Raw genomic sequence first — 13,480 nt, forward strand, 5'->3', positions numbered from 1 at the left:
ACCGCTACGCACGGCGTGCGCAGCACAGAAGGCAGGTATTCGGACTCGCAGGCGCGCGATCTTCCTAAGAAAGCTCGAGATCGCTCCTAGTGGCCGTCGCTTCCCAGAGAGGCTTCTCCAGTGCTTGATAGACGGCGGTCGTTCCTGCATACCGCTGCGGGACAATCCCGGATTCTCACCGGGTTCCCTCTTGCGTCGCCCTTGCGGACTTCGGGGCTCCTCTTGGCCGCGGGCGAACCGACTGCATGCATGAGCATAGGCGCTCGGCTGCCTCCGGAGAAAGAGCTGCTACTCTCGAACCCATGACGCGCACGTATTTTTGGTTTAGCAGGCCGGCCCCGGGTGGGTCAGCCAGCGACACCATGCGCTGACACCCCACCCCACGAGCCGGAATCAGACCGGCTCGAAGTGCGCGTGGATTCACCGTGAACGAGTCGGTCTGGGAACAGGATCTTCCTTCATGACCATCGACATCAATACCAGCGATCCAGCTCTCGACGACTCGGCTTTGGACGACCGACGGACGATCAGTATCAGTCCGCTTCTGTCGCCGCGGACCGTTCGGCGTGAGCATGCCGCGGACGACGCCGTGGCGGCCGTGGTTCGACGCGGGCGCGACGGCGTCATCGACATTCTCGACGGACGTGACGACCGGCTGATCGTCGTCGTCGGACCATGCTCGGTGCACGACACCATCGCGGCGATGGACTACGCCCGGAGATTGGCCGCGAAGGCGGCCGAACTCGATGATCGCCTGCACATCGTCATGCGCGTGTACTTCGAAAAGCCGCGGACCACTCTCGGCTGGAAGGGCCTGATCAACGACCCGCATCTCGACGGCAGTTTCGACATCAACGAAGGCCTCCGTGTGGGCCGTCAGTTGCTCGTCGACATCTCGAGTCTCGGTCTTCCGGTCGGATGCGAATTCCTCGACCCCATCACCCCTCAGTACATTGCGGACCTGGTCAGCTACGGTGCCATCGGCGCACGAACCGCAGCCAGTCAGGTGCACCGTCAACTGTGCAGCGCGTTGTCGATGCCCGTCGGAATCAAGAATTCGACCGAAGGCGATGTTCAGGTCGCGGTCGACGGAACTCGGGCAGCGGCGTCGAGCCATGTCTTCCCCGGAACGGACCTCGACGGTCATTCCGCGTTGATCAGAACCGTCGGGAATCCTGACTGCCATGTGATCCTGCGCGGCGGCACCGACGGTCCGAACTACGACGCAGAGACTGTCGCCGACACCATCGCGCGGCTCCGGAAGTCGAATCTTCCCGAGCGGTTGGTGATCGACGCGAGCCACGGCAACAGCCGAAAAGACCACAACAAGCAGGTCGATGTCGTGACGGACGTGTCGGCACGGCTCTCAGCAGGCGAGCACGGGATCGTCGGTCTCATGTTGGAGAGCTTCATCGAAGCTGGGCGGCAGGACCTGACGCTCGGTCATGCGAACGAATTGACCTACGGTCAGTCGATCACCGATGCCTGCCTGGACTGGGACACCACAGCGGCGCAACTCGATGCACTCGCAGCCGCTGTCACCGAACGCCGCGCGGGCGGAACTGCACGCTGACGCGAGGGCCGGTGGCACGAGCGCTCTTGGGCACGGTGTGCTCCCACGTCCGTTGGCACGAACCGCCCATGACGATCAGATCGCCGTGGCCGAGTGTGAACTTCAACGATGCGCCGCCGCCACGCGGCCGCAGCATCAGTTGGCGGGTGGCACCGAGTGACACGATGGCAACCATCGTGTCCTCGGTGGCGCTGCGGCCGATGTTGTCTCCATGCCAGGCGACGCTGTCGGATCCATCCCGGTAGTAACACAATCCCGCGGTGGCGAAGGGCTCGCCCAACTCGGCCCGATAGTGCGCATCGAGTGCCGACTTGGCCTCGAGCAACCGTGCCTCGGGCCAGCTCTCGTGCTCGGAGTAGAAACGCACCAAACGCGGCACGTCGACCACGCGGTCGTACATCTGGCGTCGCTCGGCTCGCCAGTCGACGTCGGTGACGAGTTTATCGAACAAGTCCATGGTGCTCGCCCATCCGGGGCGAACATCGATCCATGCGCCGTTCGTGAGAGCGCGTCGCGTAACCGTGGATCCGAGTGGACCGAAGTCCTCGTCGGTGTCGGTGAACAGCGACCCCTGCAGTTCCACGCTCATGACCGACATCCTAGCGACATTCGAACGTACGTTCCAACGATGGATCCATCGAATTTTGTCGCCCTCGTGTCCTATCGTGTGCGCATGGGATACGAAATTCAAGTCACGATAGACAGCGACGACCCTCATGAGCAGGCCGCATGGTGGGCTGCGACCCTCGGATGGCAGGTGGAGGAACAGGACGAGAAGTTCATCAGGGAAATGGTGGACGCCGGTCACGCGAGCGAGGACGACACACTCCTCTTTCACGGTCGGCTCGTCTGGAAGATCGGCGCCGCAATCGTCGATCCCGAACGACCCTCGGCGCCACGCGTGCTCTTTCAGTGGGTTTCGGAGTCGAAAACAGTGAAGAACCGGCTACATTTCGACCTGAGGATCGGAGACGATCGCGAAGCGGTGGCAGAAAGCCTCGTCGAGACAGGAGCATCGATCCTCTATCGCGGTCAGCTCGGCCCGAGTACATGGATCACGATGGCCGACCCGGAGGGCAACGAGTTCTGCCTGTGTTAGAGGTACTTCACCGATACGCGCCCGGTGTCTGCCCGGTCCACCGCTTGAATGCCCGTCGGAAGGCGGACGGCTCCGAGAATCCGAGCTGGTGAGAAAGGTCGTCGACCGAATCGCCGCGACTCAGCCCGGAGATGGCGGCGTCGCGTAGTACTTCTTCGCGGATCTGGTTCACCGACGTGCCCTCCTGCCGCAACAGTCGGCGAAGGTGCGCGGTACTGACCGTCAGCTTGGCGGCGATTTCGTCGGTAGCTGGACTGCGGCCCTGAAGTCCCAGTTCGAGTGCTCGTCGCACTTGTGACGATGCGGTGCTGTCGTAATCGCGCGCAGTGAACAACAAGTTCGGTGACTCACGCAAATAGTCCGTCAGGCTCGCCTCGGTTTGCACGATCGGCGCTCGCATCGCGGCATTGTCGAACTCGAGGACTGCGACCGATGCACCGAATGCGACTCGGGTGCCGAACATTCGATCGTAGAGCTTGGCGGTTTCCGCGTCGGCCATGTCATAGGGCAGTTCGACCGAGTGCAGCTTCACTCGACCACCGATGAGCCACGCGGCGAAGCGATGTACCAGTAACATTCGAAAGTCGGTCAGCAATTGGCCGGCCCGCTCCCTGGCCTGCTCCGGCAGATGTGTGTTGTCCACCGGCGGCATCGTCAATCGCGTTGTGCTCTCACCGCGAGTGATCGTCATTGTCGGGAGTCCCGAGAGCACGCGCGTGGTTTCCGTCATCCGGTTCAACGCCGACGCGAGGTCGGGACTGTGTATGAGGGTCTGGCAGATGACGCGAAAACTGCCGCGCCGCATGGGCGTCGACGCCAATCCGAACAGCTCGTCGCCGGTGATCTGCCATGCGGACTGGGTGAACAACGTGACCTGTTCGGCGGTGAGTCGTGCGCGCGGATCCTTCAACGTTTCCGGTCCGATTCCCGCCATCGACAGTGGATACGACAGATCGACGCCGCTGCTCGCCGCGAGAGCAGTGGCATTGACGACGAAAGCGACGGGGATGGTTCTGGCGGTCATGGTGGTTGTCAGAGTCTCAGCAGTCTGTCGGACGCTTCGGCCAGCACGTCGTCTTTTTTGCAGAAGGCGAAGCGCACCAAAGTTTTCCACGGCTCGGCATGATCGACGAACGCGGTGACAGGGACGGCCGCCACGCCGATTCTCGCGGGAAGTGTGCGACAGAATTTCAGGGCGTCGGTCTCACCGAGCGGTGCCACGTCGGCACAGACGAAATACGTTCCGCTACTGGACTTCACCTCCAGACCAGCTTTGGTCAGCGCGGCGGAGAGTACGTTTCGTTTGGCGTGCAGTGAGTCTCGGAGTTCGTCCACCCAGGCGCCTTCATGGGTGAGCGCGTGCGCTACCGCAGGCTGGAATGGGGTTCCCCCGACGAACGTCAAGAATTGCTTGGCCGAGCGCACGGCATCGATGAGTTCGGCTGGGCCCAGCGCCCACCCGGTCTTCCAACCCGTTGCGTTGAAGGTCTTCGCGGCACTGGAGACGGTGACGGTCCGCTCGAACATGCCGGGCAAGGATGCAATCGGTACATGCTCGGAATTTTCGAAGACCAGGCGCTCGTAGACCTCGTCGGTCAGGACGAGCAAGTTGTTCTCGCACGCGATCTCGGCGATCCGGACGAGCTCATCACGCGTCAACACCATTCCCGTCGGATTGTGCGGGGAATTGATTACGAGAAGTCTGGTGTTCACCCCGATCGCACGTTCGAGCGCATCGAGGTCCACGGCGAAACCGGTTCCATCGGCGACGAGAGGGACCGTGGACCGACGGGCGCCGGCCAACGCGATCGCGGCAGCATACGAGTCGTAGAACGGCTCGATCAGCAAAACCTCTTCGCCGGGTTCGACGAGACCGAGGATCGTCGCGGCAATGCCTTCGGTGGCACCGACGGTGACGAGAACCTCGCAGGACGGGTCGTAGTCGATGCCGTAGCGGCGAGAGCGATCAGCGGCAATGGCCTCGCGAAGCACTGGCATACCCGACCCTGGCGCGTATTGATTGAGGCCGCCGGTAATGGCGTCTCGAGCGGCCGCAAGCATGGACGCAGGCCCGTCGGTGTCGGGAAATCCCTGACCCAGATTGACCGCGTCGCTCGCCACAGCGAGTGCTGTCATCTCCGCGAAGATCGTCGACGCGAAGGGGCGTAGACGCTCGACAGTTCGGCTTCGGTGCTCCGCGGACATTCATGCAGCGTAGCTGGTGTCACATTCGGTATGCGCGCCTCGTCCAGGAGGTAAGAACCCCATCATCGGAGAAGGAGAACGACATGTCGAGAATTCCGCCGGTAGCCCCGGCCGACGCTCCCGTACTGGTCCGAATGGCGTACAAGGCCGCATCCAAGATGGTCGGTGAGGTTCCTGAGCCCTTCGCCGTGTTCGCGAACCATCCGAAGCTGTTCTTCGCTTCGCTGACGCAGGAACTCGCAGCAGACAAAGCCTCGACTCGGCTACCGGTGAGTGTCCGTGAACTCGCGGTCTTCCGAGTGGCGTGGACGCTCGGCTGCACGTGGTGCATCGATTTCGGCAAGATGACCCAACGCCTCGACGGTCTCGATATCGAGCGGCTGCAAGAAATTGGCGACTATACGACGTCAACGAAATACACCGACGACGACCGAGCCGCGATCACATACGCCGACGTGATGACGGCCGACCCCAGTGCGGTGACGGACGCCCAGGTCGCCGATCTGGAAGACCGGTTCGGCCGGGCCGGCGTCGTCGAGCTGACGTATCAGATCGGCCTGGAGAACATGCGTGCCCGGATCAATTCGGCTCTCGGGATCACCGAGCAGGGCTTCAGTTCGGATGCGTGCCGGGTTCCCTGGGAAAGTCCAGCGGCACCGTAACGCCTCGAAGCTTGGCCGGGTTGGCGAAATCGTAGGACGCCCAGACCGAGCCATCACGCACCGTGAACCCACCGGCCCGCGCCGGAAAGCTTCGTGCACCGACGAGGCCGGACGAGACGTATCCGAGCTGGCCGTTGCCCGAGGCCGGTTCCAGCGAGCCGAGCGTGTTCTCGCCGTACATCGCCACCAGCCCGAGGAAGAAGCGGGCGCACTTGTCGGGGCCGCGTACGGCCTGTGCAGCCGTGCGGGTGGTGCCGCCACTGTCTCCGATCATTCGGCATTCCGGATGCAAAGCCTGCGCGACCCGGCCGACGTCACCGGTCGCCATCGCGGCCATCAACGCCGTCACGGCAGCGTCGTGCTCGGCATCCGGTACCGGCGCCGGTGTAGAGTCGACCTGCTTGCGTGCACGCGAGGCCAGTTGCCGAGCCGAAGCAGTGCTCACATCGAGAATCGAAGCGACGTCGTCGAAAGGGACGGAAAAGCCGTCGTGCAATACGAACGCGACGCGCTGCGGGGGAGTGAGCGAGTCCAGGACCACCAGCGCGGCGAGCCTGGTGTCCTCGGTGCGAACGACGATCTGGAGCGGATCAGCCGACAACGTAGTCCCGGCCGGGACGTCGCGTGCGGTGACAATGGGCTCTGGAAGCCATTGTCCGACATACGTTTCTCGCCTCGAAGCCGCCGATTTCAGCCGGTCGAGACAGATCCTCGCCACAACCGTGGTGAGCCAGGCTCGAAGATCCTCGATGGACTCGGCGTCGGCCGACGCGAGCCGGATCCAACTTTCCTGTACCGCATCCTCGGCGTCGGCGACACTGCCCGTCACCCGGTAGCCGACTGACAGCAGATGGCTGCGATATGACTGAAAGTGTTCCGCGAGCGAAACAGTGCTCATGATCAGAAAAGTGTAGGCCGAGCCGGGGAGCGTGAGCCGATTTTACCTTCACAGCCGACGGTAGTGTCGATTGCGGCATCTTCCACTTCCCCGAAGCTGCCTACGATCGATCCGGGATCGAACTGTTCGAGCGCGAAGTGATCCCAGCACTCGCCTGAGCCCCGACTTACCGAAGGTCTTCGGGCAGGTCGTGTGGATCGACCGACAACTGCTGATTATCGGCCGCACGTACCTTCTCGGACAGGCCGATGTTGGCAAGCAGCAATGCCCACTCAGGTTCGGTGATCTCCGCCGTGGCTCGCTCGATGACGGACGCGTCGGTGGTTCCCCAGGCAATGGGCATGGGGGAGACCATCTGCCAGGTGTCACCGGTGGTGTTCGTGGTCCGGTCGGCAAGCACCGCGATCGACGGAACCAGTTCCCCTTCGACCAGTTCGTGGCCGGGCAGGGCGCGAATACTCCTGGTCACGAGCACATAGTGCCGTGCCTGGGCGTCGGGCTTCGCGATGTCCAGCAGAGCAAGAATGGTGACCCCGCGCGGACGGGTCTCGGCGATGACGGCCGGAATCAGCTGACCCTTCGCGTAGAGGTCCTCGACGGCGCCCACCTTCCGCGGTGCCCACACCGTGACCCACAGCGAGGTCGCTGCGGCGATGAGAAACACCGCACCCAGAATGTACGACCACGGATGAGCCATCCAGAAGAACCATGCTGCGAGGGCAACCAACACGACGGCCGTGACGATCGCAGACACTCTGAGCCTGCGAACCTCTGCCATCGTCTCGTTCACCGACGCGGCATGGGCTACATCGACAGGGAACTGGAAACGGCGCACATGCTCATTAGTAGCACGAATATCAGATGGCAGGACCGAGCAAGTCGTCTGCGTCGGTGATTCGGTATGCATAACCCTGCTCGGCCAGGAACCGCTGCCGGTGTGCTGCGTATTCGGCGTCGAGTGTGTCCCGTGAGACGACGGAGTAGAAGTGCGCCTGACCGCCGTCGTGCTTCGGACGCAACAGGCGTCCGAGTCGCTGTGCTTCCTCCTGGCGTGAACCGAAAGTTCCCGAAACCTGAACTGCCACAGATGCTTCCGGTAGATCGATGGAGAAGTTCGCGACCTTGCTCACCACGAGGGTCGGGATCTCGCCCTTTCGGAAGGCGTCGAACAACACTTCGCGTTCCTTGTTCTTCGTCGAACCTTGAATCACCGGAGCGTTCAGTGCCTCACCGAGCTCGTTCAACTGATCCAGGTAGGCGCCGATCACCAGGGTCGGCGCACCTTCGTGCTTGGCGAGGATCGACTTCACGACCGCCACCTTGGTGTGGGCCGTCGAGCAGAGTTTGTACCGCTCCTCGGGCTCGGCAACGGCATACGCCATGCGCTCGGCGTCGGTCAACGTCACCCGGACCTCGATGCACTCGGCGGGTGCAATCCACCCTTGTGCTTCGATGTCCTTCCACGGGGCGTCGTACCTCTTCGGCCCGATGAGCGAGAAGACGTCGCCCTCGCGGCCGTCCTCGCGCACCAGAGTTGCGGTCAACCCGAGACGACGACGTGATTGCAGATCAGCCGTCATCCGGAACACCGGCGCGGGTAGCAGGTGTACCTCGTCGTAGATCACCAATCCCCAGTCGCGGGAATCGAACAGTTCGAGGTGTTTGTACTCACCCTTGGTGCGGCGCGTGATCACCTGGTACGTGGCGATCGTCACAGGGCGAATCTCCTTGCGCTCGCCGGAGTACTCACCGATCTCTTCCTCGGTCAGTGAAGTGCGAGCGATCAGCTCACGCTTCCACTGACGGCCGGCGACGGTATTGGTGACAAGAATGAGCGTCGTCGCCTTGGCTTTGGCCATCGCGGCGGCGCCCACCATCGTCTTACCCGCACCACACGGAAGTACTACGACGCCGGAGCCGCCGGCCCAGAACGAATCAGCAGCCATCGCCTGATAATCGCGCAGAGTCCACTTACCGCCCTCGGTGTCGAGTTCGATGGGATGCGCCTCGCCGTCGACATAACCGGCCAAGTCCTCCGCGGGCCAGCCGATCTTCAGCAGCAGCTGTTTGAGGTGCCCACGCTCGCTCGGATGGACGAGAACGGTGTCCTCGTCGACCATCGCACCGAGCATCGGAGCGATCTTCTTGTGTCGCATGACCTCGGTCAACACGGCGCGATCCAAGCTGATCAGGGAAAGCCCGTGGACCGGACTCTTCACCAACTGCAACCGACCGTAACGCGCCATGGTGTCGACGATGTCGACGAGCAAAGGCTGCGGAACGGCGTAACGCGAGAAGTTGACGAGCGCGTCGACGACCTGTTCGGCATCATGGCCCGCGGCCCGCGCGTTCCACAGAGCAAGCGGAGTGATCCGATACGTGTGAATATGTTCGGGAGCACGTTCGAGTTCGGCGAACGGAGCAATGGCGGCGCGAGCGGCACCTGCGAGCTCGTGATCGACCTCGAGCAACAGGGTTTTGTCGGACTGGACGATCAGGGGGCCGTCGGTCACAGTTCCTCCTAGAGAACTTCGCGTTGCATGGAAGAAAGTGCGCAACTTCTCCATTGTCCTGATATAGCGCCCTCGGCGCCATGTGATGCTCCGCGCTCGGATAACGGAGGCCTGGACGCTAGTCGATCAGTGCGACCGAGGTGATGCGGTGCAAGGTGAACCGGCGGACCTCACCGGTGGCCGACACATACGCGTCGAGTTGGCCGCCACCGACATTGACAGGATCGACGATGCGTTGCGACGCGACCCCCTGCGCGTCGACGTACCCGATCGACACACTTCGCCGCGCTTTCAGCGCAGTGTGGAGCAACGCCATCGTGGCCGATCCAGTGGCGCGCGTCCCGTCGGCGAGGACCGGGCGCCCACCCGCGCGAGATGCACGATCGCCGGCGCGCAGTTCCGAGACGAGGCGGGTGAGCTGCTCGTCGGTGGCGATGGCAGGCTGCCTGAAAGTAGAGCGAACTCGGTGCAGCGGAATCCGGGCGCCGCGTGAGCGCAAATCGAGGATGATGCCGTTGGCATCCTCACCCGCAGGTGCAAACCCTGCCGCGTCGAGTGCCCGCATGACTTCGTTGAGCGGCGCCTGGGATATCGCGACCGTCGGTGCGAGCGCGCGTAGCGCCAGCTGTTCGGCCGCAGCAGAGGTAAGGACCTCGGCAAGCAGGGCCGGATCTTCACATCGCACGAACGACGCCGCGACCCCCGCGCGTAGTCGGCCGTGACGGCGGGCGACGTCGTCGATCAGGTAGGTCAAACCCTGGGGGACCGGCGTACGGGAGTGTGCGGCGAACAAGGCGTGTAGCTCGGCCGCACTCATACCGACGTCGAGCGCCCGGCGAAGGGAGTTCTCGGTGATCCGATAGACCGTCGCAGCACCTGCGGATTCGACATCGGCGACGAGTTCGATCCGATGCTCGAGATCGGGTTCGAGGGGACCGGGCGCAACGAGGGTGAGGTCGGCCTGAATCAGGACGTAATCGATCGGTTCGGGCAGCGCAGCACGCATCGCGGCCTCGGCGTCGCCGCCGTGGAGTAGCGCCTTACCTGGCGTCGACAGCGCTCCTCGGGCGACGATGCCCATTGCCGTCGCCTCGCCGATCATCTTCGATATCGGTCGAAGCGCGTATCGCGACATGGCACGTGGTCGACGCCAGGCGAGGCCGCGCGAGACCTCGCCTTCGGCGATGGCATTGCCCGGGCCCAGTTCGGCGAGGAACTCGAGAATCGTTCGACGGTCGCGTGGAGCTGCGGGCGAGCGCACCTCTTCGGACAACGCGGCCACCGGTTTGTCGTTGGGGTCGCGCATCCCGATCAGCCAGGGCGCACGCTGTACGTCCAGCCATGCCGCCGCGAGGGTCTGCCATCGGGATGCAGGTGTTGCGGTGGTCCACGGTTCGACGGCTGGGGTCGGACCCCAGTAGTCCTCGCCCGAATCGTTGGGTGGCAGCGGGTCGGGGGTTCCGCTGGTGATGAGCGATGCAGCTGCCAGCACTTCCAACAGCAGGCTGACGCGGTGTTCGTCGAGCCCGGTTGCCTTGGTGATGCGCTTGACTTCACGTACGCCCAGGCCACCGGCTTTGAGCGCGGGTGCAGGCGTGATCGACAGCGCTTCGATGATCAGGGCACAATGCCGAATCAGTTCCAGGGCCTCACCCGCTGCGGCAGCATTGACGTCGGTGAGAGGGTATTTGGTGCTGGCGCGCTTCGGTGGCGTCAACGACGTCGGATCGAAAATCGGCTCGCCGCGCAGGGCCTGCCCGACCTGCTGGGGGAGTTCGACCGTCTGTTCGTCGAGCCAGATCAACAGCCCGGCCCGCAGTAGCTTCTGAACGGGACGATCCTCGGATGTACCCGGTGCAGCATCTCTGGTGCGCCCAGTCGGTGATGACCGGGCCAGGGTCATCAGCAGGGTGCGTTCACCTTCGCCGATTCGAGCGAGCGCGTCGGTGATCCGCTCCGGGGTGAGGTCTTCGGTCGGGTCGAGTATTCGCCCGATTCGCCACGGGACCGCATCCCGCGCCGCCGGCGGCATCCGAATCGAACCCGTTCCCCAGACGAGTGCTCGTTCTCGCAGAAATCCGAGGGCTTTGTCGACGGCCTTGGTCGTGGCTCGCTTGCCGACAGCAGCATCGAGTCGTTCGCGTTCGACCGGCATTTCGTGGGCGCCCTCGAGCGCAAGGATCTCCAGAATCGTCAGCGCCAACGTGTCGAGTGCGTCAGCGCAGCGCAGGATCGAGGCACGCTGTTCGGCCCGTCCGGCGAGTACGCCGATGGTCGTCGGCGGTGGCACGGTGAGGTCGGGTCGCAGCGTGAGGATGCTGACGAGCTCGTTATCGGTCCGTGAAGAAAGCCACGCTGCGAGGTCTGGAGGCACTGCAGTATCGGTCATCGACTACCAGATTAGAGACCTGGACTGGCTTTGGGTGCAGCGCAGGTGTCAAAATGGTCCCATGGTGAACAAGTCGAAGAAGCCCTACGTAGATCCAGGCTGGCCGGAAACCGCTCGCGGCGACCATGCGGTCAGTGAATTGGCGTCCTCGCGCTCGGGAAGCTTGTCGCCGTTCGGCGAGGAAACCGAGTTTCCGTTGCCCGTGGACCAACTGCTGTACGCCCATCCAGTGACCGTCATCAACCGTTAAGTCCGAACCACAAAAAGGGCCCCCGAGTGATCGGGGGCCCTTTTTCTGTGGTGTGAGATTTCTACTGAGGCAGGAATGCTTTGTTTGCCTGGTAGAAATTGACGACCTGCGGGTCGAGCTGGATGCCCTGGGTCGCGTTCTGAATGAACGAAGAGATCGCCGGATCGTTCGTGACGGTCTGAACGGCGCTCGTGATGCCGTCGATTACCTCGGCGCTGCCGTCGATGGTGGGGATGCTCGTGAGGTCGGGGAGCTTCGGTGCCTCGGGAGCGGACTGTGGCGACGCAGGCACGCTGCGCTCGCTGGGCGAACTGCTCAGGCCCAGGCTCGACGAGCAGGAGGGCCATGCGCCCCATCCCTGCGAAGCGAGAACCTTCTCGGCCACGGCGATCTGCTCTTCGCGGCTGGCCTGGTTCGCGGTGGCGGCGTACTGCCCGCCGCCATGTGAACTCCAGGTGCTCGGTGAGAACTGCAGGCCACCCTGGAAACCGTTGCCGGTGTTGATGCCCCAGTTACCGCCTGCTTCGCACTGTGCGAGACGGTCCCAATCGGAATCGGGGGCTGCGCTGGCGGTGCCGGTGAAGGCCATGCCTGCGGTACCCATGATGGCGCCGGTGACGGCGACCTTGGCTACGGTCCGGCCGGTGGTGGTCGGCTTACGGTGACGTCCGCTCATACGAGTTGAAATCCTCTCCACTGGCGCCTGCGAGGTCAGCTGTCGGGTTCGGGCTGAGAGGTAGCCCGGCCCAGCGCTTCCAAGTGAAAGTGCGTGGGCTTCACCCCAAGGAAATTCTCTGCCGAGGTAGCGAATTTCCGGTTATCCGAGAGGACGTGTGGGTCCCCCGTCCTCGTCCCCTGGGTGTTCTTGTGGGGGTCCGTTCCCGCGGGACGAGGTTTGGCGCTGCGGGTCCGGATTCAGCCGAAGTTTCTCAGCCGTGGACGACGGTACTGAAATTCCCGCGAAGTGTCACTATTTGGTAACTCTTGCTTTTTCGGGTCGTCCGGGTGTGCACCCGGACACAGTTTTTGGTTACGGCTGAATGCGCTGCTAGCGGCGCTGCCGTCGGGTGAACCCTCGGTCGTTGCGCATCCGTTACCACGCTGTTATGTGATGGAAGTCACACCCATCCAAGGGTGATGCTGGTGTGTCTGGAGTGTCAGGAGTCGACGATGTCTTTGCCGAGCGGCATGAGCGAGATGGGGACCATTTTGAGGTTCGCGACGGCGAGTGGAATGCCGATGATCGTGATCGCCATGGCAATCGCCGACACGATATGCGCGATGGCCAGCCAGATCCCCGCAACGATGAGCCAAATGACGTTGCCGATGATCGCCGCCGCCCCTGATGTCGGCTTGTCGACGATCGTTTTGCCGAACGGCCACAGGGCGTAGACGCCGATGCGGAACGACGCGATGCCGAAGGGGATCGTGATGATGAGGATGCAGCAGATGATGCCCGCCGCGAAGTAGCCGATAGCCAGCCACAGTCCACCGAAGATCAACCAGATGATGTTGAGAATCACTCGCATGTGGTGCCCCCCTGTTTTATCTCGCCCGTCGGCCGGACAGCAATGCAAACACTATCGCCAGCACGAAGCCCAGGGGCGAGAAGATCATTGCGGTCAGATAAAGCCACAGCGGTGGGTCGTCCCCGGATAGCGCAGGCACCGCGAAGATGGCGACGATCGCGATCAGCCCGATCGCAAAGATCGCCAACGAGATACGAAGAAGGGTCGTGCCGTTACGGGGTGTTTGATCAGCCACGTCGACAACGGTAGCCCGATCGACCGGCGTGCCTATCCAGCTCGCAGATAAACCTGCGTGCTGTCCAGCACTCCTCCGCGCTATGCTGGGGCATTCGCGTCCAACACGGCTGTTGGGCGCGAAATTT

The 13,480-nt window shown here is 63.1% G+C and carries 14 protein-coding genes and 2 riboswitches; of the genes, 4 read left to right on the forward strand and 10 right to left on the reverse strand.

Features of this window, described 5'->3' with window-relative positions; genetic code table 11:
* Positions 1 to 13 precede the first annotated feature (13 nt).
* A riboswitch (cobalamin riboswitch) is annotated at positions 14 to 257 on the reverse strand.
* Positions 258 to 460: 203 nt separating this feature from the next.
* Positions 461 to 1,573 (forward strand): 3-deoxy-7-phosphoheptulonate synthase, encoded by a 1,113-nt coding sequence (locus QMK32_RS08320; RefSeq protein ID WP_283474259.1) that lies wholly within the window; start codon positions 461 to 463, stop codon positions 1,571 to 1,573.
* Here QMK32_RS08320 and QMK32_RS08325 read toward each other — a convergent pair.
* A complete protein-coding gene (locus QMK32_RS08325) occupies positions 1,539 to 2,162 on the reverse strand; it encodes an alpha-ketoglutarate-dependent dioxygenase AlkB (protein WP_283474261.1) in 624 nt (207 codons plus the stop codon). The two genes, QMK32_RS08320 and QMK32_RS08325, sit on opposite strands and share 35 nt — an antisense overlap.
* An 84-nt stretch (positions 2,163 to 2,246) precedes the next feature.
* On the opposite strand from QMK32_RS08325, the gene QMK32_RS08330 reads away from it, so the two are divergent.
* A complete protein-coding gene (locus QMK32_RS08330) occupies positions 2,247 to 2,672 on the forward strand; it encodes a VOC family protein (protein ID WP_283474262.1) in 426 nt (141 codons plus the stop codon).
* 7 nt (positions 2,673 to 2,679) lie between these two features.
* Here the strand turns inward: QMK32_RS08330 and QMK32_RS08335 are convergent, their stop codons facing one another.
* Both QMK32_RS08335 and QMK32_RS08340 read right to left on the reverse strand, forming a co-directional pair.
* Complete coding sequence (locus QMK32_RS08335) at positions 2,680 to 3,696, reverse strand: AraC family transcriptional regulator (protein WP_269301191.1); 1,017 nt, start codon at positions 3,694 to 3,696, stop codon at positions 2,680 to 2,682.
* A gap of 8 nt (positions 3,697 to 3,704) precedes the next feature.
* Positions 3,705 to 4,877, reverse strand: a complete 1,173-nt coding sequence (locus QMK32_RS08340) for a pyridoxal phosphate-dependent aminotransferase (protein ID WP_283474265.1) — start codon at positions 4,875 to 4,877, stop codon at positions 3,705 to 3,707.
* 83 nt (positions 4,878 to 4,960) lie between these two features.
* On the opposite strand from QMK32_RS08340, the gene QMK32_RS08345 reads away from it, so the two are divergent.
* Entirely contained in the window at positions 4,961 to 5,539 is a 579-nt protein-coding gene (locus QMK32_RS08345; protein ID WP_283474267.1) for a carboxymuconolactone decarboxylase family protein, read from the forward strand.
* Here the strand turns inward: QMK32_RS08345 and QMK32_RS08350 are convergent.
* From QMK32_RS08350 to QMK32_RS08365, 4 genes are all read right to left on the reverse strand, one after another.
* Positions 5,490 to 6,437, reverse strand: coding sequence for a sigma-70 family RNA polymerase sigma factor (locus QMK32_RS08350; protein ID WP_283474268.1), 948 nt, complete (start codon positions 6,435 to 6,437; stop codon positions 5,490 to 5,492). The genes QMK32_RS08345 and QMK32_RS08350 overlap by 50 nt on opposite strands.
* 166 nt (positions 6,438 to 6,603) lie before the next feature.
* Positions 6,604 to 7,272 carry a DUF3239 domain-containing protein gene (locus tag QMK32_RS08355; RefSeq protein WP_283474269.1) on the reverse strand — a complete coding sequence of 223 codons (669 nt, stop codon included), beginning with the start codon at positions 7,270 to 7,272 and terminating at the stop codon, positions 6,604 to 6,606.
* A gap of 22 nt (positions 7,273 to 7,294) precedes the next feature.
* A complete protein-coding gene (locus tag QMK32_RS08360; protein WP_088942325.1) occupies positions 7,295 to 8,950 on the reverse strand; it encodes a DNA repair helicase XPB in 1,656 nt (551 codons plus the stop codon).
* Positions 8,951 to 9,068: 118 nt separating this feature from the next.
* Positions 9,069 to 11,339, reverse strand: coding sequence for a helicase-associated domain-containing protein (locus tag QMK32_RS08365; RefSeq protein ID WP_283474273.1), 2,271 nt, complete (start codon positions 11,337 to 11,339; stop codon positions 9,069 to 9,071).
* A gap of 61 nt (positions 11,340 to 11,400) precedes the next feature.
* Between QMK32_RS08365 and QMK32_RS08370 the strand changes: the two genes are divergently transcribed.
* Entirely contained in the window at positions 11,401 to 11,589 is a 189-nt protein-coding gene (locus QMK32_RS08370; protein ID WP_084347541.1) for a hypothetical protein, read from the forward strand.
* Positions 11,590 to 11,650: 61 nt separating this feature from the next.
* Here the strand turns inward: QMK32_RS08370 and QMK32_RS08375 are convergent, their stop codons facing one another.
* The 3 genes from QMK32_RS08375 to QMK32_RS08385 form a co-directional block, all read right to left on the reverse strand.
* Complete coding sequence (locus QMK32_RS08375; RefSeq protein WP_269301185.1) at positions 11,651 to 12,265, reverse strand: transglycosylase family protein; 615 nt, start codon at positions 12,263 to 12,265, stop codon at positions 11,651 to 11,653.
* An 8-nt stretch (positions 12,266 to 12,273) separates the two neighbouring features.
* A riboswitch (cyclic di-AMP (ydaO/yuaA leader) is annotated at positions 12,274 to 12,461 on the reverse strand.
* A 285-nt stretch (positions 12,462 to 12,746) separates the two neighbouring features.
* Entirely contained in the window at positions 12,747 to 13,118 is a 372-nt protein-coding gene (locus tag QMK32_RS08380) for a YccF domain-containing protein (protein WP_269301184.1), read from the reverse strand.
* 16 nt (positions 13,119 to 13,134) lie between these two features.
* Complete coding sequence (locus QMK32_RS08385; protein ID WP_136169900.1) at positions 13,135 to 13,353, reverse strand: Asp23/Gls24 family envelope stress response protein; 219 nt, start codon at positions 13,351 to 13,353, stop codon at positions 13,135 to 13,137.
* Between the last annotated feature and the right edge of the window lie 127 nt (positions 13,354 to 13,480).

This window comes from Rhodococcus sp. H29-C3, assembly GCF_030063405.1.
In the GTDB taxonomy this organism is placed as follows: Bacteria; Actinomycetota; Actinomycetes; order Mycobacteriales; family Mycobacteriaceae; genus Rhodococcoides.

Coding starts and splice junctions, on each gene's coding strand:
- QMK32_RS08320 (WP_283474259.1), top strand. CDS start 461: ATGACCATCGACATCAATACCAGCGATCCAGCTCTCGACGACTCGGCT.
- QMK32_RS08325 (WP_283474261.1), bottom strand. CDS start 2,162: ATGAGCGTGGAACTGCAGGGGTCGCTGTTCACCGACACCGACGAGGAC.
- QMK32_RS08330 (WP_283474262.1), top strand. CDS start 2,247: ATGGGATACGAAATTCAAGTCACGATAGACAGCGACGACCCTCATGAG.
- QMK32_RS08335 (WP_269301191.1), bottom strand. CDS start 3,696: ATGACCGCCAGAACCATCCCCGTCGCTTTCGTCGTCAATGCCACTGCT.
- QMK32_RS08340 (WP_283474265.1), bottom strand. CDS start 4,877: ATGTCCGCGGAGCACCGAAGCCGAACTGTCGAGCGTCTACGCCCCTTC.
- QMK32_RS08345 (WP_283474267.1), top strand. CDS start 4,961: ATGTCGAGAATTCCGCCGGTAGCCCCGGCCGACGCTCCCGTACTGGTC.
- QMK32_RS08350 (WP_283474268.1), bottom strand. CDS start 6,437: ATGAGCACTGTTTCGCTCGCGGAACACTTTCAGTCATATCGCAGCCAT.
- QMK32_RS08365 (WP_283474273.1), bottom strand. CDS start 11,339: ATGACCGATACTGCAGTGCCTCCAGACCTCGCAGCGTGGCTTTCTTCA.
- QMK32_RS08370 (WP_084347541.1), top strand. CDS start 11,401: ATGGTGAACAAGTCGAAGAAGCCCTACGTAGATCCAGGCTGGCCGGAA.
- QMK32_RS08375 (WP_269301185.1), bottom strand. CDS start 12,265: ATGAGCGGACGTCACCGTAAGCCGACCACCACCGGCCGGACCGTAGCC.
- QMK32_RS08380 (WP_269301184.1), bottom strand. CDS start 13,118: ATGCGAGTGATTCTCAACATCATCTGGTTGATCTTCGGTGGACTGTGG.